The organism is Novosphingobium sp. LASN5T (assembly GCF_003856955.1).
Taxonomy (GTDB): domain Bacteria; phylum Pseudomonadota; class Alphaproteobacteria; order Sphingomonadales; family Sphingomonadaceae; genus Novosphingobium.
Window position 1 is genome coordinate 284,848 of sequence record NZ_RQSI01000001.1, and the last position, 22,256, is coordinate 307,103.

15 protein-coding genes and 1 pseudogene are annotated in these 22,256 nt (G+C 66.2%); 6 read left to right on the plus strand and 10 right to left on the minus strand.

Translation table 11 applies throughout. The features are described from left to right. Window positions 1-17 precede the first annotated feature (17 nt). Window positions 18-215 carry a hypothetical protein gene (locus EH199_RS01385; protein WP_124807485.1) on the plus strand — a complete coding sequence of 66 codons (198 nt, stop codon included), beginning with the start codon at window positions 18-20 and terminating at the stop codon, window positions 213-215. Window positions 216-222: 7 nt separating this feature from the next. Here EH199_RS01385 and EH199_RS01390 read toward each other — a convergent pair whose 3' ends face one another. The 4 genes from EH199_RS01390 to EH199_RS01405 form a co-directional block, all read right to left on the minus strand. Continuing rightward, window positions 223-1,602: a HAMP domain-containing sensor histidine kinase gene (locus tag EH199_RS01390; RefSeq protein WP_124807486.1), complete on the minus strand. Its 1,380-nt coding sequence runs from the start codon at window positions 1,600-1,602 to the stop codon at window positions 223-225. After that, complete coding sequence (locus EH199_RS01395; RefSeq protein WP_124807487.1) at window positions 1,599-2,540, minus strand: hypothetical protein; 942 nt, start codon at window positions 2,538-2,540, stop codon at window positions 1,599-1,601. Before EH199_RS01395 ends, EH199_RS01390 begins: the two co-directional genes overlap by 4 nt. 10 nt (window positions 2,541-2,550) lie before the next feature. Beyond that, the gene (locus EH199_RS01400; RefSeq protein WP_124807488.1) at window positions 2,551-3,792 is read right to left on the minus strand and encodes a hypothetical protein; all 1,242 of its coding nucleotides are present in this window, start codon (window positions 3,790-3,792) and stop codon (window positions 2,551-2,553) included. A 102-nt stretch (window positions 3,793-3,894) separates the two neighbouring features. Next, a complete protein-coding gene (locus EH199_RS01405) occupies window positions 3,895-4,200 on the minus strand; it encodes an Hpt domain-containing protein (RefSeq protein WP_124807665.1) in 306 nt (101 codons plus the stop codon). Between the two features lie 70 nt (window positions 4,201-4,270). On the opposite strand from EH199_RS01405, the gene EH199_RS01410 reads away from it, so the two are divergent. Together EH199_RS01410 and EH199_RS01415 are read left to right on the plus strand one after the other, a co-directional pair. Beyond that, window positions 4,271-7,000, plus strand: coding sequence for a hypothetical protein (locus tag EH199_RS01410; RefSeq protein ID WP_124807489.1), 2,730 nt, complete (start codon window positions 4,271-4,273; stop codon window positions 6,998-7,000). A 164-nt stretch (window positions 7,001-7,164) separates the two neighbouring features. Further along, entirely contained in the window at window positions 7,165-8,103 is a 939-nt protein-coding gene (locus EH199_RS01415) for a hypothetical protein (protein ID WP_124807490.1), read from the plus strand. Between the two features lie 79 nt (window positions 8,104-8,182). Here the strand turns inward: EH199_RS01415 and EH199_RS01420 are convergent, their stop codons facing one another. After that, window positions 8,183-9,703, minus strand: coding sequence for an amino acid permease (locus tag EH199_RS01420; RefSeq protein ID WP_124807491.1), 1,521 nt, complete (start codon window positions 9,701-9,703; stop codon window positions 8,183-8,185). Between the two features lie 204 nt (window positions 9,704-9,907). Between EH199_RS01420 and panB the strand changes: the two genes are divergently transcribed. Then, on the plus strand, window positions 9,908-10,777 hold the full coding sequence (panB, locus tag EH199_RS01425; protein WP_124807492.1) for a 3-methyl-2-oxobutanoate hydroxymethyltransferase: 870 nt from the start codon (window positions 9,908-9,910) through the stop codon (window positions 10,775-10,777). A gap of 127 nt (window positions 10,778-10,904) precedes the next feature. After that, the gene (locus EH199_RS01430; RefSeq protein ID WP_124807493.1) at window positions 10,905-11,957 is read left to right on the plus strand and encodes a DUF475 domain-containing protein; all 1,053 of its coding nucleotides are present in this window, start codon (window positions 10,905-10,907) and stop codon (window positions 11,955-11,957) included. A gap of 19 nt (window positions 11,958-11,976) precedes the next feature. Here EH199_RS01430 and EH199_RS01435 read toward each other — a convergent pair whose 3' ends face one another. The 5 genes from EH199_RS01435 to EH199_RS01455 form a co-directional block, all read right to left on the minus strand. After that, window positions 11,977-13,044, minus strand: coding sequence for a CaiB/BaiF CoA-transferase family protein (locus tag EH199_RS01435; protein WP_124807494.1), 1,068 nt, complete (start codon window positions 13,042-13,044; stop codon window positions 11,977-11,979). A 100-nt stretch (window positions 13,045-13,144) separates the two neighbouring features. Beyond that, a complete protein-coding gene (locus EH199_RS01440) occupies window positions 13,145-14,707 on the minus strand; it encodes a tetratricopeptide repeat protein (RefSeq protein WP_223806405.1) in 1,563 nt (520 codons plus the stop codon). 13 nt (window positions 14,708-14,720) lie between these two features. Continuing rightward, window positions 14,721-16,085: a PEP-CTERM-box response regulator transcription factor gene (gene prsR, locus EH199_RS01445; RefSeq protein WP_124807666.1), complete on the minus strand. Its 1,365-nt coding sequence runs from the start codon at window positions 16,083-16,085 to the stop codon at window positions 14,721-14,723. Next, window positions 16,085-18,232, minus strand: a complete 2,148-nt coding sequence (gene prsK / locus EH199_RS01450) for an XrtA/PEP-CTERM system histidine kinase PrsK (RefSeq protein WP_223806406.1) — start codon at window positions 18,230-18,232, stop codon at window positions 16,085-16,087. The genes prsR and prsK overlap by 1 nt, the downstream gene beginning before the upstream one ends. Continuing rightward, entirely contained in the window at window positions 18,229-19,614 is a 1,386-nt protein-coding gene (locus EH199_RS01455; RefSeq protein ID WP_124807496.1) for a TIGR03013 family XrtA/PEP-CTERM system glycosyltransferase, read from the minus strand. The genes prsK and EH199_RS01455 overlap by 4 nt, the downstream gene beginning before the upstream one ends. A gap of 265 nt (window positions 19,615-19,879) precedes the next feature. Between EH199_RS01455 and EH199_RS01460 the strand changes: the two are divergent. Next, a pseudogene (locus EH199_RS01460) lies at window positions 19,880-22,236 on the plus strand (patatin-like protein). The last annotated feature ends 20 nt before the right edge of the window (window positions 22,237-22,256 follow it).

Here is a 22,256-nt window from a genome sequence, read left to right on the forward strand (position 1 = left end):
CTTCGGGAGCGGCGGCGATGCTCAGAATGATCCTGCGGATTTTCGGCATCGTCGCCGTCCTGATGGGCGGGCTGTGGATGGGCCAGGGAACCGGCCTCATCTTGTGGCCCGCCTCCAGCTTCATGCTGGATCAACGCGAATGGGTATGGAAAGGCGCGCTGCTCGCTCTGCTGGGCGTCGGCGCCCTATGGCGAGCCTCGCGCAGGCGGGGCTAGACCCCTTTCAGATTTCCGACACGCCCATTTCGGTGTTCGTATCGGCCGGCAGTTCCAGCACGAACCGCGCGCCCTGCCCCGGCGTCGCCTCCACCGACAGGTCTCCCCCCATCGCGCGCGCCAATCGCCGCGAGATATAGAGGCCAAGCCCGGTTCCGCCGTCGCCCGATCGGCCCAGCCGTTCGAACTTGGCGAACAGCTGGTCCACCTGCTCCTGCGTCAACCCCTGCCCTTCGTCGGCCACGCACAGCCACGCGCGCACGCCATCAGTCCAGCAGGTCAGCGTAACGGTGGAACTGCCCGGCGTGTAGCGGATGGCGTTGTTCAACAGGTTTATCAGGATCTGAAGCACGCGCCGGAACTCACCGATCGCGGGGGTCCGCGCCTCTTCCGCGGGCGTCGCCAGCCTGATCGCGCGCTCCTGCGCCCGCACCGACAGGATACCCGCCGCGCGCCGCGCGCAATCGGCCAGATCGATCCGATCGGGCGCGGGTTTGAAACCCTCCGCCTCCACGGCTTCCAGATCAGCCAGATCCTCGATCAGCCCCAGCAGATGGCGGCCCGCCTCGGCGATATCCCCGGCATAGGTGCTGTATTCGTCCGACAGCGGCCCGGCGAGGCGCGTGCGGATCGTTTCGGCGTTGGCGATGATGCGGTTGATCGGCTGCCGCAGCGCCGGCGCCAGTTCGCGGCCAATGATGCCGTTCCAGCTCGCCGCGTCCGGTGCCTGGGGTGAAGGCGCTACGCTTTCATGCGGTATGATGCCGATCCCGTCCGGCACCAGCAGCAGTTCGAAGCCGGCATCCCCCATCGGGAAGAGCCGCGCGCGCCAGGGCCGGACCGATCCGTCGATTCCTACCGCCGCATCGTCCAGCAGGCGCCAGTGCAGCGCGCTCTGGTGATGCTCCAACTCCGCCAGATTCACGAACTCGGTCCAGCGCCGGCCGATTCCTTCGCGCATGGCCGCAGCCATGCCGGCAAGGTCGGCGGCCATGGCGTCGACCGAGACCACGCGCTGTTCGGCATCCAGCAGCACTTGCGCTTCCGCGATCTGCCGGACCAGCGCCGCCGCTCCGGGCGCGTCCGCGCCGCCGTCCTCCACGGCGGACGTCCGCCAACGGCTGAGTTCGATCCGCGTCCCGTCCGCTTCGGGCGTTACCGCGGCCCACATGGACAGCACCCGCGTTTCGTCCAAGAACGTTATCGTGCGCGCGAGCGGCGTGCCGGCCCGCCGCGCCGACCGCACCAGTTCGAGCAGAGCCGGGATCGCGATCACGCCGGGCAGTTCGCCCCCGCAGCGCCGTTGCCAGTCCGCCAGAACTTCGCTGGCATCGGTGAGCCGGTCGTCGGGATCGCTGACGCCGTGAGCCAGATCGAGCGCCTTCATGAACGCTCGTACCCGGACAGCAGCGCCGCCGCGCGTTCGGGTGCGACAAGGCCCAGGCCCTCTGGAATCGTTCCGCCCGGATGCACCGCCAGGAATTGCGCCGCGATCGCGCTTTCCTCCAGCCCGCAGGCGATCAACCCCAGCAGCAGCCGGGTCTCATGCCCTTCGGCGGTGGCGAAAACGGCGGCTTCGCGCGAGCATCCTGCGCCCAGCGCCAGCGCCGTAACGAACAGCGCCGCGCCCGCATGGGCCAGCACCAGCGAGACGCCGGCGCGCTCGCCCAGTGCCGCCACCGAGCGGCGCAACAGAGCCAGACGGCTGCGCTTTTCGTCCAGTCCGGTGCGCACGATCCGTTCCGCCTGCACCGCATCGGCATCGGCTTCGCGAGCCACGCCCTGCATCACGCGGATCGCGCGGTTCAGCACATCGCCGGGCAATTCCATCAGCGGCAACTGCATCCGCCGCTGCTGCTGGCAGAAGCGCGCCTGCGCCGCCATCAGGTTCACCGCCAGCGTCGAAACCGATGGGTTGGCAGCGCCGATCTGCTCCTGGATCAACGGCGACAATGCCGGATCGAGCGCGGCCCTGTCCCGCAGCCGCAACGCAAGACGCCATTCGAGCGCAAGAGCATGAAGATGTTCGAGGACTGCCGGCTGTTCCGCGAGCCCGGCAATCAGCGCATCCACCGTCGCTTCGCCGTGGTGGCTGGCGCGATCCGGCCCGATCAGGGCGGCGGCAAGCTGGCGGGCGCAGTCCGCCAGCATGCCGCGCACGCGGGCCAGAATTTCGTCATCGAAGATGGTCCCCAGCCCGTTGTGGAGGAGATATTGCAGGACTGGCCCCGCCCCTGCATACGCGCGCTCCTCCGCGGCCAGCCGCGTGGCCAGCACGTCCTCCATCGCTCCGGAAGCGACTGCGGGAACCACGGGGTCCATCATCGGAAATCTTTTATTCCCGAATGGTTGATGCGGCGTTAGCGGTACGGCGGCCGACAGCGCTGGCGTCAAGCAGCGTTCCTGCTAGCAGGGCCAGCACGACCATCCGAAGCGCGGCGTCGAACGGCCCGATCGCGCTGAGCACCGCCAGACCGATGCCGCACAGAAAGCGGTCGCTCAGCCACGATGTCCAGTCGCGGGCCGCGCAGACCGCGGGCACAAGCCGCAACGTCAACACCAGGACCAGCGGGGCGAACAGGCGCAGCGCCGCCGCCACACCCGAAATATCCGCCAGCTCGGACCGCCACGCGCAAAGCGCGACAAAGCCCGCATCGAGCAGCAACGCGAACGCGGCCCCGGTCGGCGCCATGCGGGCCGATGCCAGAAGCGATGCCCGCTCCACGCGAGCGAGCAGCGCGGCGCATTCGGCCACGAGCCAGCAGAGCGCCAGCAGGGCAAAGCCGATCGTCGCGCTGCCGAACCAGCCCGCGCCGACGCCCAGCACGCCCAGCGCGAACGAGGCTATGGTGACGATATAGGGCCGGGTGCCGGCGTGCAGCAGCGCGGGGCCGATCTTCTGCACGGCGATGCCGGCCAGCATTTCGCCCGGCGAACGGCGGTGCGCACCGATGGTGTGGAGCCGCAGCCAGCCCGGCTCAGCCCGGTGTGCTTCATCCTCGCTGCGGATAAGGCGCCACCGTCCCTGATCGATGAACGCAAAGGGAATATCGCGCTGTGGCACGCCGGCCTGCACCGCGATTCGCAGCAAGGCGGAGGCCGGGCTCCATTCGGGCGGCAATTCGCCCAGCCCCGCCACAACGCGCCCGGGCAATCGCATGACGCCGGCGCTGGCGTGGTTGATATCGATCCGTTCGAACCCGGCTGCCAATCCCGTTTCGACCGGCATGGTCAGGATCACCGGTCCGTCGTTGAGCAGGCGCAGGGCATCCTCCGGCACGGCAAGCAGCCCATCGGCCAGCACGAGCAGTTCGTCCTCGGGCGAAACCAGCGGCACCAGCGCCCGCCCCGTGGGGATGACATGAAACCGGGCGCCAGCGCTCTCAGCCACGTGCTGAAGCGCCACGAGTTCGCCGTTCAAAGCCTCTGCCTGCACGACGATGCGCGCGCATCCGAAGGCCAGCGCCAGGCCCACCTGATGGCGCAACACCGAACGCCCGCCGATCGGCAGGTGCCCGCGCAGCCCCGACGGTTCTTCCGCCGCTGCATCCATCAGCGATAGCAATGCGACCCGCACGCTCTCCGGCCTCCTGTAAGCCGCCATGGTAGGGCGCGGAGGCAGTTATGCCAAGCGCGCCGCCCGCCTTATCCCCGCCCGCCGGTCCGCCGTGGCGATACGTCAGACTTCGGGCGCGAGCCCATCGATGTGCTGGCGGATTTGCCGGAGGATACGCGGTTCGCCCGGCGCGGATTCGATCGCTTCGTCGGCGAGTTGCATCAGCGACGTGTCATGAAAACTGGCGGAAAGGCCCTTCAGCCGCAGCGCGGCCATGTGCCAGTTACCATCGCACCGCGCACGCGAAAGCAGGTCCAACTGGCGCTCTACACTCTCCACGAACGCCGCGCGCAGTTCAAGGAACAGGGCCGGATCGTCGCCCGCAGCCGCCGCCAGCGCGGCATCGATGTTTTCGCCGAGATAGGCCATCGGGCCATATTCAACAGTCATTGTTAAAACTGGGTTTATGCCGCTGCCCGCGGCGTGGTATGCCGGCTCCATGAGTGGGGGACGCATCATTCCGATCGACAGCAGCCAGCCCGAAGCGGAGGCGGCTGCCGATACGCGCGACAATCAGACAGAACCGCTGGAACTGACCGATCCGATCAGTGACTTGCCGATGTTCGAAACCGACGAAGGCGAATGGTTCGAGGAAGCAACCCGTTCTCGGTTTTCAGGCCTTCTCGCGCCCACGCTGGCGGCCTTGGCGATAGGTGCCTGGACGGTTCTTTTCGTATTGGCCAACCTGGACGTGCTGCGTGCAACGTCCGCTCTGAACGTCTGGGTCCAGTCGATCTCCACATGGTCGATGCCCGTGCTGTTGTGTCTTGTCGCGCTGCTGCTGGTCCTGCGCTTGAGCAAGCGCGAAGCCGCGCGGTTCAACGATGCCGCGCGCGGGCTTTCGCTGGAGTCGCAACGGCTCGAACAGCGTTTGACGAGCGTGAACACCGAACTCTCGCTGGCGCGCAACTTCATTGCCTCGCAAAGCCGCGATCTGGAAGCGCTGGGGCGCATCGCGGTGGAGCGCATTACCGGCAGCGCGGCGCGGTTGCAGGAACTGGTGGTCGACAACGGCGCGCAGGTCGATCGCATCGCCACCGTTTCGGTCAGCGCGCTCGACAACATGGAGAAGTTGCGGGGGCAACTGCCGGTCATCGCCAACGCGGCGAAGGATGTAACCAACAATATCGCCGGCGCCGGGCGCACGGCGCATCTCGAACTGGAAAGCCTGGTTGCCGGATTCCAGCGCCTCAACGAGTTCGGCGTGGCGAGCGAGCGGCAGGTCGATTCGATCCGCCGCAAGGTGAACGAGGCGCTCGCCGCGTTCGAGGCCGCAACTCACGAGCTCGAAACAACATCGGCCGAGCGCTTTGCCGCACTGACGGCTGAAGGCGAGGCATTCCGCGAGCGGCTCGATCAGGACGAGATCGCGGCCCTGGCGGCGATCCGTGCGCGCGCCGATCACCTCGCGACCGAACTGGACCAGCACCGCGTCGCCACGATGGCGGCCGAGGCCGAGGCGCTGGATGCCCTGCAACTGCGCTTCGATACTCTGCGCGAGGAAAGCGGCAGGCTTGGCGAACAGATCGCCGCCGCCGAAAGCGACGCGCTCAAGGCCTGGTACGAACGCTCCGCCGCCCATGCCGATACCACGTTGCAATCACTGGGCGCGGTCAGCCGCGATCATGAAGCGGTGGTGGCGCAGGCGATGGAGCAGCTGGCCGGGTTCGAGGATTCCGCCCGCTCGCTGGTTTCCCGGATCGAGGCGGAAGCCCGGCGGCTGGACGACGAACTGGCACGCCGGCGCGCGAGCACCGAGGCTTCCGCTTCGGAACAGCGCGCCGCGCTGACGCGCCGTTTGACCGAGATCGACGATGCCATCCTGCTGCGGCGCCAGGCAATGGAAGCCGCCGGCGCCGAAGCGGCCGACGCGCTGGCCGCCAAGCTGGCCGAGCTGGACCAGGTGATCGAGGAACAGCGCCGGCAACAGATGCAGAGCACCCGGCAGCTCGCCACGCATTGCGATCAGATCGCCGAACGCGTGGTGTCGTTCTCGCTGGCGCTGCGCGCCTCGGGCGAACAGGGCGGGGAAACCGCGCAGGCCGTCGATCAGGCCCTGGGTCTGCTCAACCAGCGGCTTGCGGAATCGCGCGACGCCCTTTCGAAAACGGACGTGCAGATCGGGGAACTGACGCTGGCGGCGGTTCGCCTGCTCGAACTGATCCAGGTAAGCGGCGAACACACCCGCACACAGCTTCCCGAAGCGCTGCGCAGTTCCGAAGCCGGGCTGAAAGGCATCGAGGATCGCGTGTTCATGCTGCGCGACACGTTGCGCGAAGCGGGCGACAGTGGGCGCACCCTGTCCGAAGACATTGTCGCCACGCGCGGCGAAGTGCGCGATGCGATCAAGGACGTCGGCCGGTTTCAGGAAGCCTTTCTCAGCCGCGCCGCCGAACAGCAGGTCAGCATCAGCGAACTGCGCCAGATCCTTGCCACGGCGCGCGACGAAAGCGAGGAGCTGGCCACGCAAGTTGACGAGCGGCTTACCGAAGTGCTTACACGGCTCTCCAGCGTCGCTTCGGGGATCGCCTCGCAACTGCGCGAAGGCACCGTCGGCGAAATCGAGGAAATCGCGAACCAGCTCGGCGATCAGAGCGGAGCGGCCATCGTGCGCGTGCTTCAGGGACGCGGCGCGGAACTGGTGGGCAAGCTGGAAGAAGCGATCGACGCCGCGACGCAGGCGAGCCGCGATTCGGTTATCCAGATGCGCGATCAGCTAAGCCGCGTGGACGAACTGGCCGGCAATCTGGAAGCGCGTGTCGAACGCCTGCGCGAACGCGCAACCGAACAGGTCGACAACGATTTTGCCCGGCGGGTGGCGCTCATCACCGAATCGCTCAACTCGACCTCCATCGATATCGCCAAGGCGCTGTCGACCGACGTGTCGGAAACCGCGTGGGCGGCCTATCTCCGCGGAGACCGGGGCATCTTCACACGGCGCGCGGTCAGCCTGATCGACAACGGGCAGGCCAAGGCGATCCAGAACCACTACGAACGCAACCGCGATTTCCGCGAGAACGTGAACCATTACATCCACGATTTCGAGGCGATGCTGCGCCAGCTTCTGTCCACACGCGATGGCAACGCGCTGGGCGTGACGCTGCTGTCCTCGGACATGGGCAAGCTCTACGTGGCACTGGCGCAGGGCATCGAGCGGCTGCGGGGATAAACGCCCGCCGGCCGCCGTGGAAACCCGATCTTAACCAAGCCCACGTAGTGTGGTCTGATAGAACCGGACCGGAGACGATTACCCGCCGGTAAACCATTCCCATTTTTTACGCCTTAACAGGCCGCCGGTAGCTCCCAACGCGATAACACGTATGGGTAGACATCATGGGAATGACACTTGGTGGTCTGTTCGGCTGGGTAGCGCCGAAGCAGACGACGAACAATAATACCGTTGCATCATCCACGGCAACGCAGCCGGCTCCGGCCACAAGCACTTCGACATCCACGGCAGTCGCAAGCGCGCCCATCGCGACCAGCGCGACCGCGCCCGCATCGGCGGGCACGTCGACCGGAAGCGCAACCTCGCCGGGCGTAATCGTGGAAACCGGCAATACGCCTGCGGAGCCGGTAACCTACTCTGTTCCGGCGGTCGCGCCCGCCCCGGTCGAGGCTGCGCCGGTGGCATCGTCGCCCGCTTCGTCGAACGACAACACCTCTCTCGCTGCCCCGGCCGTTACCGACAGCCAGCCCGTTGCGCAGGAACCCGTTGCGGCCGATCCGGCGACGGCAACCGCACAGCCGCCAGCTGTGACCGGGCAAGCCGCGAGCGCGCCCGCCGAACCGCTGGACCAAACGCCCCCGGCGGTTGCGTCGGCGCCCTCGACGGACACCAATCCTCCGATGTCCGAAGTTAACACGCCAGCGGACGCCGAAGGCCCCGAGGTGGCGGAGAACAAGGCGGCGCAGCCACAGGCGCCAGTCGACGACAAGCCCGCAGCTTCGCCGCCGGTTAACACGGCAGGCGCCGCCAGCAATACGGCAACGACAAACCCGGCATCGCCCTCGGCCGATCAGCCGGCAAGGATGGACCAGACCGCGCCTGCGACATCTTCGTCGCCCGCCGGGACGCAGTTCTCGATCGCCGGTCAGGTCAAAGCCGCCGCGCAAGCGGGGCACGCGGCCACCGACAAGGCCGAAGCGGATTCCGCGAACCGGGCGGAACGCTTCACCCATGCCGAGATATGGGCGCGGGCGGCTTACGAAATGATGGCGCAGGCATCCGCGCAAAACGTCAGGGCGCTGCACCTCGTCACATCGGATTGATTGCGGCATCCGTGAAAAGAAATGGGGCGCTTCCCGAAGGAAGCGCCCCATTTTTGCGCGGATCCGATCGACCGGTCGATCAGGGCAGCGGCGGCACCGGCTGCGGCGGCGCGTCCGCGTCCTCCTCGTGCACCTCGACCGTACCACGGCCCACATGGCTGCGGCTGCGGCTGTAGGCGAAATAGACCAGCAGGCCCACCGCCGCCCAGACCACGAACAGCATCTGGCTCTTCACGTCCAGCTTGTAGAACAGATAGAGACAGCCCAGGAACGACAGCGGCGCGGTAACCATGATCGCCGGAGTGCGGAACGGACGATGCCGCGAAGGTTCCGTGCGCCGCAGGATCAGCACCGCGACCGAAACCGCCGCGAACGCGAATAGGGTGCCGGAGTTCGATATGTTGGCAAGCAGACCCACCGGGAAGAATGCCGAGAACAAGGCCACGAACACACCCGTCAGGATGGTGATGACGTGCGGGGTGTTGAACTTGGGGTGGATCTTGGAAAAGGCTGCCGGAAGCAGGCCATCGCGGCTCATCACGAAGAAGATGCGGGTCTGGCCGAACATCATCATCAGGATGACCGAAGGCAGGGCAAGGCCGGCCGCGAGCCCGATCAGGTTGCCGATCTGCGGCCAGCCGATCTCGCGCAGCGTCCACGCCAGCGCTTCCTTGGAGCAGACCACGGCCTGATCGCCAATGCTGGCGCACTGAGCCGCCAACTCACGGCTGCCGGGCTCAAGGCCTATCCCATGCGCATCCATCACCGGCTGCGCGCCGACCGAACCGATCACGCCCGCCGCTACCAGCAGGTAAAAGACGGTGCAGATCGCCAGGCTGCCGATCAGGCCGATCGGCATGTTGCGCTGCGGGTTCTTGGTTTCCTCCGCCGCGGTGGAAACGGCGTCGAAGCCGACATAGGCGAAGAAGATCGAGGCGGCCGCCGCGCCCACGCCGCTGAAGCCCAGCGGCATGAACGGTTCGAAGTTTTTCATGTTCATCACCGGAACCGACAGGATGACGAACAGCGTCAGCGCGGAGACCTTGATGGCCACCAGCACGGCGTTCACCGTCGCGCTTTCCTTGGTCCCGATCACCAGCAGTCCGGTGACGAGGCTGGCGATCAGCATGGCGGGCAGGTTGATAACGCCACCGTCATAGGGGCCGCGCACGAGCATGTCGGGTATGTCTATGTGGAAAGCGTTCTCCACCAGCCCGACCACATAGCCCGACCAGCCGACGCTGACCGCGCCGGCCGCCACCGCGTATTCCAGGATCAAGGCCCAGCCGACCATCCAGGCGATGAGTTCGCCCATCACGGCGTAGCTGTAGGTGTAGGCGGAGCCGGAAACCGTCACCATCGCCGCCATTTCGGCATAGCACAGGGCGGCAACGGCGCAGACGAAGCCGGCGATGACGAAGCTGAGCATCATGCCCGGCCCGGCCTTCTGCGCCGCTTCGGCCGTGAGCACGAAAATGCCGGTGCCGATCACGGCGCCGATGCCGAGCATGGTAAGTTGGAAGGCGCCGAGCGAGCGATGCAAGGATTTCTTCTCGGCAGTAGCAAGAATGGCGTCGAGTGGTTTGACGCGACCGAACATGGAATTCTCCCGCCTTGGACCGTTGCGGACCGCCGATCCCTCGGAACGGTTACACCGGCAACCAGGTTGTGGCGGAGGAAGCTAGCGGCAAGGTTCCGTCACGCAAAGGTCTTTTTCCCCCGCCTTCTGGGGATGCCGGCATGCTTGCGGGCCGCGAACGATGGTCTAGAAGGCTTGTCCCCGTATTCCGAAGGGACCACATGCATGTCCACGACGTTCCAGCTCGATACCGCGACCAGCCGCGCCAACCCGACGCCGGCGCCGATGAAGCGCCTGACGGTTCCGGCGATCCGTCAGCGCAAGAAGGACGGAGTGACCGACCAGCCCGTGGTGATGCTGACCGCCTACACCGCCCGGCAGGCACAGTTGCTCGATGCGCATTGCGATCTTCTTCTGGTCGGGGATTCGCTGGGGCAGGTGATCTACGGCCTGCCTTCGAGCGTTCCCGTCACGCTCGACATGATGGCCGCGCACGGCGCGGCGGTCGTGCGCGGCAGCTATCACGCCGCCGTCGTGGTGGACATGCCATTCGGCGCCTATGAAGGTTCACCGGAACAAGCGTTCGCCAGCGCCGCGCGCCTGCTCAAGGAGACGGGCTGCGCGGCGGTGAAGCTCGAAGGGGGCGAAGCCATGGCGGAAACCGTGGCCTTCCTCACCCGGCGGGGGATCCCCGTGATGGGCCATGTTGGTCTTACCCCACAGGCAGTGAATGTGCTGGGCGGCTACAACGCGCGCGGCCGCAGCGAAGCGGAAGCCGCCAAGATTGTCGGCGATGCCAGGGCGCTGGCCGATGCCGGCGCGTTCGCCATCGTGATCGAAGGCGTGGTGGAACCCATCGCCATCCAGATCACGCAGGCCGTGCCCTGCCCCACCATCGGCATCGGCGCATCGGCGCAGTGTGACGGGCAGGTGCTGGTGACCGAGGATATGCTGGGCATGTTCGAACGGGTGCCGCGTTTCGTGAAGATCTACGAGAACCTGGCCGAGACGATCTCAGGCGCGGCCGCGCGCTATGCCGACGAAGTCCGCAACCGGACCTTCCCCGGCATCGAACAGACCTACCAGCCGCGCTGATTCCGGATAACGCAAGCATCCGCGCATTTCCCGGCATTGCGTTGCCGGGTCGTTCCGCTATGCCCGGCGCGACCGTCCATGGCCGCGCACCGGCCACCGCATTTCCGCATCTTCAGGGGACCAAACCGTGCTTCGTTTCTTCAAGGGCTCGATCGGCTTCACGCTGGTCTGCCTCGCGCTGGCGGTAGCTTATGGCTGGTGGCTGACGGGCTCGGCATCGGCAACATTGGCGCTGGTGTGGATCGTCACGGTTCTGTCGATCCTCGAAATCTCGCTGTCGTTCGACAATGCGGTGGTCAACGCCACCGTCCTCGCCGAGATGGACGACGTCTGGCAGCGGCGGTTCCTCACCTGGGGCATGGTGATCGCGGTATTCGGCATGCGCATCGTGTTCCCGCTGGCGATCGTGGCGATTGCCGCCGGAATCGGTCCGGTGGAAGCGCTCAAGCTCTCGCTCAACGAACCGGCGCGCTACGAAGCGATCGTCAGCGGCGCGCATGTGGGCATTGCCGGCTTCGGTGGCGCGTTTCTGGCGATGGTGGGCCTGTCGTTCTTCTTCGACGGCGAAAAGGAAGTCCACTGGATCCGCTGGATCGAGGAGAAGCTGAGCCTCGTCTCCAACGTCAAGGCCGCCGAGATCGGCCTGCTGATGGTGGGGCTCTATCTGGTCTCGCTGCTGCTGCTGGACGCCACCGAGGCGCATACCTTCATCGTGTCGGGGATGCTCGGCATCGTCGCCTTCATCGCGGTGGAAGCGATCGGCACGATCCTCGAAATGCGCGAAGAAGCGCAGAAGGCGGCGGGCGCGATGGTCCGCTCCGGCCTTGGCGGATTCCTGTACCTCAACGTGCTGGATGCCTCGTTCAGCTTCGACGGCGTGATCGGCGCATTCGCGTTGTCCAACAACATGGTCATCATCGCGCTGGGCCTGTCGATCGGCGCCATGTTCGTCCGTTCGATGACCATCATGCTGGTGAAGCGCGGCACGCTGGCGGAATACCGCTATCTTGAACACGGCGCGTTCTGGGCAATCATCGCGCTGGGCGGGATCATGCTGGCATCGGCGCGCTTCCACATCCCCGAAAGCGTGACCGGGCTGATCGGCGCGGCCCTGATCGGCCTGTCGTTGTGGTGGTCGATCCGCCACCGGCGTCGGCATCCCGACACCGGCGCGGACTGACCCTCACTCCGTCGGGTTGCTATTCAATCGGCGTCGAGGCGAGCGTCGGTTCGGGAGCCGGCGTGCCGATGAAGCGCGGCGCCGGCGCGGGCATGACCATGCCTCCATCCTTGACGAACGTGCCACGTGCGACGTTGTGCGCGTGGCCGGGCGCTTCCGACAGGCTGAGCACCGGCGCGAAGCAGATGTCCGTGCCATCCATGATCGCGCACCATTCGTCGCGGGTCTTCGTCAGGAACAGCGCCTTGGTCCGCTGCTTGAGATCGGGCCACGCCTTCGCATCCATCTGCCGCGCGAAATCCGGATCGTCCTTCAGCCCGGTCTTCTCCATCAGCAGCGCATAGAACTGCGGTTCGATCGATCCGATCGAAATCCACTTGCCGTCCGCCGTCTCGTAGGTGTCGTAGAAATGCGTGCCCCCATCGAGCAGGTTGACGCCGCGTTCGTCCTTCCAGATGCCGTTGCCGAAGAACGTCCACGTCATCGCGGACAGGATCGCCGCACCATCGACCATCGCGCAGTCGACCACCTGCCCCTTACCGGTGGTGCGGGCGCTGAACACCGCCGCCATGATGCCGAACGCCATCAGCATTCCACCGCCGCCGAAATCGCCGACCGCGTTAACCGGAAACTGGGGCTTGCCCCCCGCCTCGCCATAGGTGTGCAGCGCGCCGGACAGGGCGATATAGTTGATGTCGTGCCCCGCCAGCGGCGCCATCGGCCCATCCTGGCCCCAGCCCGTCATCCGGCCGTAGACCAGCCGCGGGTTGTCGGCCAGCAGCACGTCCGGACCAAGCCCGAGCCGCTCCATCACGCCGGGGCGATAGCCCTCGACGATGGCATCGGCCTCCTTCACCAGCTCGCGAATGCGCGCCAGCGACGCCGGGTCCTTGAGATCCAGCGCGATGCGCTGACGGTTGCGGTTGAGGATATCGCGCTGGCCATCATCACCCACACGGCTGGTGGCCCCGGGGCGGTCGATCCGGATCACCCTGGCGCCATGATCCGCCAGCATCATGCAGGCAAACGGCCCCGGCCCGATCCCTGCGAACTCGATGACAGTCAGTCCTTCCAGCGCTCCGGCCATGCCGCTCCCTCGTATTTAATTGATCGATTAAAGCGAGGTCGTAACGCCCGGGGCGGTGTCCTGTCCAGAGCGAATCCGCCGGACCAGGAGAGAGGCGCGATCAGCCCAGCCCGCGCCCGGCCAGGACCTGCGCCATCGCATCCGCATCCGCATCCCGCCCCTCGCGTCGCCAGCCCGCTTCCAGCAGCTTCATGGCTTGCACGCTGCCGGGGTTCTGGAACAGATAGCGCGCGGTCATGCCATCGGCATCGCGCGCCCTTCCCGCCGCGCGCAGCGCCGCATCCATCCGGACCAGAACCGGCTCGGTATAGCGGATGGACGCGGCCCGATCATAATCGGCAATGGCTCCGGTCGTATCGCCCGCCAGCATCCTGACATCGCCGACCAGCAGGTGTGCTTCCGACGCGCCGGGATTGGCATCGCGCAGGCGCGTGGCGACCGCCAGCGCCTCGCCGTTGAGCCGCATTTCGAGCAGCCCCCGGACATAGGGCAGCACGTTGATCGCGAAATTCGGCGCTTCGTTGTAGCGCACGCCCAGCACGCCCAGCGGTGCGCCCGACGGCAGCGGCGCGAACGGACGAACGCCGTGCTGCGCCGCCCGGGCAAGATAGGGCGCGGCACGTTGCGGCTTGCCCTGCCGTTCCCATGCATGACCGACAAGCGCGAGCATATAGGGTGATGCCCAGGGCTGTCGCGCCACGATCTCGAACCGGTCGAGTATCTGCCGGTAATCCCCCTGGCGATCCAGCGCCCGCGCGAGCATCTTCTGCGCCTCGAGGTTGTCCGGCTGCATCCGCGACAGGCGATCGAAATATTCGACCGCGAGATTCACGTTGCCGGCGCGGTACTCGAGAATACCGTTGAGCTGGATGGCGGCCGGCATGTCGCGCAGCGCCGATCCCGTGCGCAGCAGGATCGAACGGGCGAGTTCGGTCTTACCCGCGCGGGCCGCCAGCACAGCTTGCAGGTAAAGCGCGCGCGCGTTCTTCGGATCGACCTCGATCAGCTTGCGGCAGACCGCCAGCATCGCGCGATACTGGCCAAGATCACCCAAGGTTGCTGCATATTCGCCCAGCAGGGCCTTGTCGTTGGGCGCGATCCGCAGGCCGGCCTCGAACCACGGCAGGGCAGCGCGCAGGCCATACTGTTCGCGCACCAGCATCCCGCGCAGTTCCAGCGCGCGCACGTTGTTCGGGTCCAGCCGCACGGCGTGATCCGCCGCCCCGATCGCCTGGGCCTGTTCGCCGCCCGAGAACCGCAGCCGGGCGATATCGACCCACAATCCGGCATCATCTGGCTTGAACCGCAAGGCCTGGTCGAACGCCTGCGCGGCACGCTGGAGATTGCCTTCCGCCAGTTCGAGTCGTCCGCGAACACGCCAGCCATTGCCCGCCGTATCAGGGGCGAACGCGCCTTCCGTCAGCCAGCGGCGCGCTTCCGTCCGGTCGCCTTCGAGCAGCAGCGCCTCGCCCACCAGATCGCGCACCGCATCGGCCGGGGTGCCGTTGCGCACCGCTTCGCGCAGCGGCACTTCGGCGGCGATCCCGTCACCCCGGTCCAGCGCGGCGCGCGCTTTGCCCCGCAATCCGTCAAGCACAGGCGCGCTGCCCGCAACCGGGAGCGCGGCGGCAAGCAGAACCGCCGCCGCGACCAGCCGCGCCACCAGGGGCCAACGCCTAGTGCTGGAGGTCGTATTGCTTGAGGAGATCATAAAGCGTCGGTCGGCTGATCCCGAGCAGGCGCGCGGTGCCCGATATATTGCCCTCGCTGCGCGCCAGCGCGTGGCGGATCACGCGGCGGTCGGTCGCCTCGCGCGCGGTCTTGAGGTTCAGCGGATTGTCGCTGTTCTCGTCGGGCGCGGGCAGATCGAGGTCCAGCGCGGTCACCAGCTTGCCGTCGGCCATGATGACCGCGCGCTTGATGCGGTTTTCCAGTTCGCGGACGTTGCCGGGCCAGTTCCACGCGTCGATGGCGGTCAGCGCGTCGGCTGCGAAGCCCTTGACCGCCGGATTCATCTCGGCGGCGAAACGTGCAAGGAAGGCATTGGCGAGCAGGGTGGCATCCCCCGGCCTTTCGGCCAGGCCCGGAATGCGCACGACGATTTCGGCCAGGCGATAGTAAAGGTCTTCGCGAAACCGCCCGTCGGCAATCATCGCTTCGAGGTTCTGGTGCGTGGCGCAGACGATGCGCGTATCGACTTCGATCGAGCGACGGCCACCGATGCGCTCGATCGTGCGTTCCTGCAGGAAGCGCAGCAGCTTCACCTGCAGCGGAAAGGGGATATCGCCTACTTCGTCGAGAAACAGCGTGCCCCCGCTCGCCATCTCGATCTTGCCCTCGGTGGTCTTGATCGCCCCGGTGAAGGCCCCCTTCTCGTAGCCGAACAGTTCGCTTTCGAGCAGGTTTTCGGGGATGGCCGCGCAGTTGATGGCGACGAACGCGCCGCGCCGACGGTTCGACGCTTCGTGCAGGCCGCGCGCCAGCAGTTCCTTGCCGGTGCCGCTCGCCCCCAGCAGCATGACCGAAACGTTGGTGCCGGCGACCCGTTCGATCGTGCGGGCAACCTTGACCATTTCCGGCGCCGCCGTGATCATCCGACCCAGCACCTTGTTGTCCGGCCCTGCGCGATCCGCCAGCGAGCGGTTTTCCGCCTCGATCCGGTGGAGGTGCAGCGCGCGGCGCACGATCAGGCCCAGCGCATCGATATCGACCGGCTTCTGATAGAAATCGTAAGCGCCCTTGGCGATCGCGGTCAGCGCGCTTTCGCGGGCGCCGTGGCCGCTGGCGACGATCACCTTGGTATCGGGCTTGAGCGCCATGATCTCGTCCAGCACGGCAAAGCCTTCGCTGGTTCCGTCAGGATCGGGCGGCAGCCCCAGATCGAGCGTCGCCACCGCCGGCTCTTCTGCCCGCAGCAGCGCCAGGGCGCTGGCGCGATCGCCGGCGATAAACACGTCGAAATCCTCGTAGGCCCATTTGAGCTGGGCCTGAAGACCGGGATCGTCCTCGACGATCAGCAGCTTGGGGCGCACCTCGGTCATCATGCCACTTTCTTTTCATCGGAACCTTCCCCGGTTCCGGGACTGACGTGTTGTTCGGCGGCGGGAGCCAAGGGCAGGCGGATCGTGAAGCGGCTGCCCAGCCCTTCCCGGCTTTCCACATCAAGCCGCCCGCGCATGGCGCGCACCATTTCGCGCGCTTCGAAGGCGCCGATGCCGAAACCGCCTGACTTGGTGGAAACGAACGGCTTGAACAGGCCGTTGCGGACAAAGTCGGCGCTCATGCCGGCGCCGGTATCCACCACGTCGATGCACCCATCCGTGCCCTCGATGCGCCAGCGCAACAGCACCGGCATCCCTTGCGGGCTGGCATCGATCGCATTCTGGACAAGGTGCAGGAGCACCTGCTCCAGCGTTTCGCGATGGGCGAGAACGCCGAACGACGTTTCGCCAACAGCGTGCGCCCGCGACCCTTGCGCCCCGGCATAACGGGTGACGACACCCTTGCACACGTCCGCCACGTCAGTCCCCGCGAGCTTTTCCGGCGCGGCCTTGCCATAGCGCGAAAGGCGCGCCAGCAGCGCGTTGAGCTTGTCCGTGGAATTGCGCAGCGTCACCAGCATATCGGCGCGAAAGGCCGGGTTTTCGGCATGGCGTTCCGCATTGCGCGACAGCAGGCTGAGCTGGCTCGCAAGGTTCTTGATATCGTGCATCACAAAGGCGATGCGGCGATTGAACTCGTCGAACCGGTTCGCCTCCAGCAGCGCGACCTGGCCGTTGTTCTCCGCCAGATAGCTCGCCAACTGCTGCCCGACGACGCGCAGCAGGTCGAAATCCTCCCAATCGAGCTGGCGCGTCACCGGCGGCCTGCCGAGCACGACCATGCCCACCAGCCGTTCGAAATGCAGCAGCGGCACCAGCGCCCAGGCTTCGCGATCCTCCACCAGCCAGCCCGGCACCCGTGCCCGTTCGCCCTGATGATCCGTGCCGGCGCGCACTTCGTCGAGATCGACGATGAAGCCATGCTGTTCAAAGAAGGCGACGCTGGCCGCCTCCATCGCCATGCCCGGAACTTCGGCGGCGGGCCATTGCCAGCGCCCGGCGAGTTCAAGGTCACCGGTTTCGGAAGGCACCAGCAGCAGGCCCTGGGCACTGTCGGTGATATCGGCCAGCGCCTGCACCACGCGCGCATGCAGCGGCAGCGCCTGCGCTCCGCCGTGTCCGATCGTGCGCGTGAAGCGCAGCCATTCGGCGCGATAATCGTAGCGGTGCTGGAACAGGTGCTTGGCGAGCACGACCTTGGCCCAGCCCCGCAGGCGCTTTGATGGCATCACGGCCAGCACCAGCACCGTGATGGCTACCGCAAACCCAAGCTGCGCCAGTTGCGAGGCGTTGCCCCCCAGCCACGCCAAAGATTGCGCGGCGCCCACCATCACGATCATGTAGCCGCCGATCACCAGCAGCGAGAGCGACTGGAAGGCGATCGTGCGCGAAGGCGAAAAGCGCAGCGAGGATTGCGCACGCGCCGCCCCGAACGCGAGCAGGACGGTAGCGATGATCTGGGTCAGCGCCCGGATCGCCACGAGATTGTCCGGCACCCAGTTCGCCAGGTAGGCGATAGTGTAGAAGTTGAGGTCGTAGCCCCATACCAGCGCCATTGCCGCGCAGGCCCAGCGCACCGCGATGCGCTGTTGCGCCACCGCGCCGACATAGAGATTATGGACCAGCACGAGCACGCCGGTGGTCACCAGCAGCCGCAGCATGACCGAGATGTGGAAGATCATCTCCTCCACCCCCTCGATCGCGCCGAACCACAGTTGCAGCATGATCGCGATCGCCTGCAAGGCCTCCACGAAGGCGAGCACGATCATCAGCGGGCGCACAGGGCCCATGTGGCCATTGCGCCCGTCGCTGGCGAACAGGGCGTAGACAAGGCCCAGCCAGCCAAGATCCCGCAGTGTTTCCGCCAGCTGCGCCGGGAGCGATCCGGCCCCCATCGCCGCACACAGCAAGGCCCAAAGCGCCATTGCGACCAGCGCGGCGATGCGCACCTTGCCGCCGGGTTCGCGCCGCCGCGCGCCATCGCCCAGCCAGACCGCGAGCAGCAAAGCGCAAAACGCCGCAAGCACGTAGCCCCAGTGGGCAAAGCCACTGGATGTATGCCCCGCGAGTTCGTCGATCGCGTTCAACGCGCGCCCTCGTTCCACAGCACGACGCGGATGGTCTGCAACAGGATCAGCAGGTCGAGGAACGGGGTGTAGTTCTTGGCGTAATAGAGATCGTATTCAAGCTTGTTACGCGCGTCCTCGATCGAAGCGCCATAGGGGTAGTTGATCTGCGCCCAGCCTGTGATGCCCGGCTTTACCATGTGGCGTTCGGCGTAATAGCGCAGCTTGTCCTCAAGATCGGACACGAACTCCGGCCGTTCCGGGCGCGGGCCGACGAAGCTCATCTCGCCTTTGAGGACCGTCCACGTCTGCGGCAATTCATCGATCCGCACCTTGCGGATGAAGCGGCCGATCCGCGTTACCCGCGGGTCATCCTTCTGCGCCCATTTCGCGCCATCCACTTCGGCATCGGTGCGCATCGAACGCAGTTTGATGACATCGAAATTCTGCCCGTAGAGCCCCACGCGGGTTTGCCGGAAGAAAGCCGGGCCACGGCTGTCCAGCTTCACCAGCACCGCGAACAGCGCGATCACCGGCAGCGTCATCACCAGCAGCAGCAGGCTGGCGGCGATGTCGAACAGGCGCTTGGCCGCGCTCGACAGCATACGGCCCGACGAGAAGCCATCGGAAAAGATCAGCCAGCTCGGGTTTACCGAGTCGAGATCGATCCGCCCGGTTTCGCGCTCGACGAACGTCGAGAAATCGTTGACGTGGACGCCGGTGGTCTTGATCCGCAGCAGGTCCTTGAGCGGCAGCGCGTTACGCCTCTCCTCAAGCGCCAGCACCACTTCGCTGACGCCCAGGTTGTCCACGAAGCGCGTCAGGTTATGGATGGCGGCGCGGTTGATCGCCTCCTCCACCACCGGCACGCCATCGCTCATGCCGACATAGCCGACAATCACGAACCCGGCCTCGGGGCGCTCTCCCAGCTTGCGCAGGCGATCGGCGCGATGGCCGGAGCCCAGCACCAGGATGCGCCGGCGGAACGCGGCGGTGCCGAGCAGGCCACCCAGCAGCACGCGCACCCCGAACAGCAGGCCGATGGCCAGGAACATCGCGTAAAACAGGTTCGACCGCCACAGCGTGTGGCCGGGCAGGAGGAAATAGACCACCGACATCGCAATGATGCCGAGGCTAACAGCCACCAACAGGCGCGCGGCGGCATAGCGCAGGGACCGCAGCGCCTCCGACCCGTAGACCCCGACCGAGATCATCGCCACCTGCACCAGCACGGCGAACGTCGCCAGCGGCGCCCAGCGTTCGTTGATCGGCCCGAAATCGAGCCCGATCTGTCGCGCACGAACGATCCAGCCCAGTTCGCCCGACGCGATCAGCAGGAAGAAATCGAACAGGCCCAGAAGGAAGACCGCGTTCGGAATGTAATGTTTGAACAGGCGGATCATCAGCCCTGCTTCACCTGGCTTTCGACCATTACGGCCATCATCCGTCCTTGTAGCCAGGAAGGGTAAAGCGTCGGTGAATCTGACAATTTCCGTTTCACCGCGGTCGCCGGAAAACGCTGCAAAATGGAAATGTTATCGCGCTAGGTACTGAAATCTGTCGGTTTCGTTTACAGCCCGCAATCGCTCGATCATGGTGCGTCGATTGTTTCCGAACAACGCAACATGGCACTGGCGGCGAACGCGCTTCACTGCCATGCTGCGCACCATGCGGCAAAAGGAATTGCGCATAGCCCTGGTCTGCTTCGGCGGGATCAGCCTTGCGGTCTACATGCATGGCGTGACCAAGGAATTGTGGTACGCCACGCGCGCCAGCAGAGCGCTGCATACGGACGATCCCGCCAGGGTCGCCCCGTCGGCCGGCGTGGAGAAAGTCTATCTCGACCTTCTCGAAACGATTCAGCGCGAATGCGGCCTGCGGCTGCGCATCCTGCCGGATATCATCTCGGGAACCAGCGCGGGTGGCATCAACGGCGTGCTGCTGGCCCAGGCGCTGATCAGCGGGCAGAGCCTCGAACCACTGACGACGCTGTGGCTGGAAAAAGCCGATGTCGACGTGCTGCTCGATCCCGACGCCAAGCCGTGGAGCCGCTTCGCCAAATTCTGGGCGCAACCGATCGTGTGGTTCGTGCTGGCCCGTCCCGGCAATGCCGTAATGCGCATGGTCGCCCCGCGCATTCGCGCCGAAGTGCGGCGTAAGGTTTCCAGCCTGATCCGCGCGCGCTGGTTCGCACCGCCGTTCAGTGGCATCGGCTTTTCGCGCCTGCTGGCCGAAGCGCTGGAAGCGATGGAGGAGAGCACGGCGGAACAGGCCGGCACGGCTCCGCTGCTTCCCGCCGGCCATCCGCTCGATCTTCTGGTCACCGCAACCGATTTCAATGGCCACCTTGAGGAACTGCGGCTCAACAGCCCGCCGCTGGTGGAAGAAAGCGAACACCGGCTGGCCATCGCCTTCAGCCGGGTCGCCGGTATCGGACCTGGCAGCGATCTTGCCACGCGGGCGGAACTTGTCTTTGCCGCACGATCGACCGCCAGCTTCCCCGGCGCGTTTCCCCCGCTGATGGTGGCCGAGATCGACCGCCTTGTGCAGGAGCGCCGCATGGGCTGGCCGGGGCGCGACCGCTTCCTCCAGCGCATCATGCCCAGCCGCTGGAAGCGCGGGGAAGTGGGCGAAGTCGCGCTGGTCGATGGCGCGGTGCTGGTCAATCGGCCGTTCGCACAGGCGATGGGCGTGCTGCGCAACCGCCCGGCAGAGCGCGAGGTGGACCGTCGCTTCGTCTATATCGATCCCAGCCCCGATCACGTCCGCTATGAGGAGCGCAGCGGCCGCACGGTCGGCTTCTTCTCCGCGATCTTCGGCTCGCTATCGTCGATCCCGCGCGAACAGCCGATCCGCGACAATCTAGAAACGCTGGAACAGCAATCGCGCGAGCGCGCCCGGCTCCGCTCGATCGTCGATGCGCTGCAGCCGGAGATCGAGGAAACGGTCGAACGCCTGTTCGGCTATACCCTGTTTTTCGACCAGCCCAACCGCAAGCGCCTGACCAACTGGCGGAACAAGGCGCAACAGGCGGCCGCCGAACAGGCTGGCTATGCCTTCCATGGCTATGCCCAGGTGAAGTTCGCCGGGATCGTCAGCGATCTGGTGGACCTGATCGTGGAAGCCGCGCCCGATGCCGCGCCGCGCGCGGAAATCGAGAACGTGCTGTGGGCGCACCTTGTCCAGTCCTCGGGTCTTGACAAGCTGGCCGAACGCAGGGGCGGTGCGACGGAGGCCGCCATCGGCTTTTTCCGCGCGCACGATATCGGTTTCCGCATTCGCCGGCTCAAGCTTCTCGCCCGTCGGCTGACTTACGACTGGGACGAGGCCGAAGGGATCACGCCCGAAGCGCGCGAGGCAGCGCGCGATACCGTCTATCGCGCGCAGGCGCTCTATCAGGGCCGCGAGACCGCCGCCGGCCTTGGCCCGGGCTTCGCCGCCTCCCCGCCGTGGTCGCCAGCGATCCGGGGGCGGTCCTTGCCTCCATCGCGGCGCGGCGCGACCTGACCGGGATCGACCTCAAGGTCGATGCCATGATCGTGGCGGCGCTGGAAGCGATGGACAAGCCGTTGCGACGGCGCTTCCTCCACGCCTATCTCGGCTTCCCGTTCTACGATGTCGCCACGCTGCCGCTGTTGCAGGGCGAAGGCATGGGCGAATTCGATCCGATCAAGGTCGATCGCATCTCGCCCGACGATGCCACGTCGATCCGCGCCGGAGGCACGCTCGATTGCCTGCGCGGCGTGGAGTTCTTCAATTTCGGCGCCTTCTTCAGCCGCGCCTATCGCGAGAACGACTATCTCTGGGGCCGCCTGCACGGCGCCGAACGGATGATCGACCTGATCGTCTCCACGGCGGAGCTTCCGCTTGACGTCAGCACCGTTCGCCGGGCGAAACGGCAAGCGTTTCTCGCCATCCTGCACGAAGAGCGGGACCGTCTCTGCGCGGAAAACGGGATGGTCGACCGCGTCATAGCGGAAGTGGAAGCGGCCTTCGAAGAAACGGAGCCGGGCGAAACGCGATAGGCGCGCCAGCCCTGCCCCGC

Coding starts and splice junctions, on each gene's coding strand:
- EH199_RS01420 (WP_124807491.1), bottom strand. CDS start 9,703: ATGTTCGGTCGCGTCAAACCACTCGACGCCATTCTTGCTACTGCCGAG.
- prsR (WP_124807666.1), bottom strand. CDS start 16,085: ATGACCGAGGTGCGCCCCAAGCTGCTGATCGTCGAGGACGATCCCGGT.
- EH199_RS01405 (WP_124807665.1), bottom strand. CDS start 4,200: ATGGCCTATCTCGGCGAAAACATCGATGCCGCGCTGGCGGCGGCTGCG.
- EH199_RS01415 (WP_124807490.1), top strand. CDS start 7,165: ATGGGAATGACACTTGGTGGTCTGTTCGGCTGGGTAGCGCCGAAGCAG.
- EH199_RS01435 (WP_124807494.1), bottom strand. CDS start 13,044: ATGGCCGGAGCGCTGGAAGGACTGACTGTCATCGAGTTCGCAGGGATC.
- EH199_RS01385 (WP_124807485.1), top strand. CDS start 18: ATGCTCAGAATGATCCTGCGGATTTTCGGCATCGTCGCCGTCCTGATG.
- EH199_RS01395 (WP_124807487.1), bottom strand. CDS start 2,540: ATGATGGACCCCGTGGTTCCCGCAGTCGCTTCCGGAGCGATGGAGGAC.
- panB (WP_124807492.1), top strand. CDS start 9,908: ATGTCCACGACGTTCCAGCTCGATACCGCGACCAGCCGCGCCAACCCG.
- EH199_RS01390 (WP_124807486.1), bottom strand. CDS start 1,602: ATGAAGGCGCTCGATCTGGCTCACGGCGTCAGCGATCCCGACGACCGG.
- EH199_RS01455 (WP_124807496.1), bottom strand. CDS start 19,614: ATGATCCGCCTGTTCAAACATTACATTCCGAACGCGGTCTTCCTTCTG.
- EH199_RS01410 (WP_124807489.1), top strand. CDS start 4,271: ATGAGTGGGGGACGCATCATTCCGATCGACAGCAGCCAGCCCGAAGCG.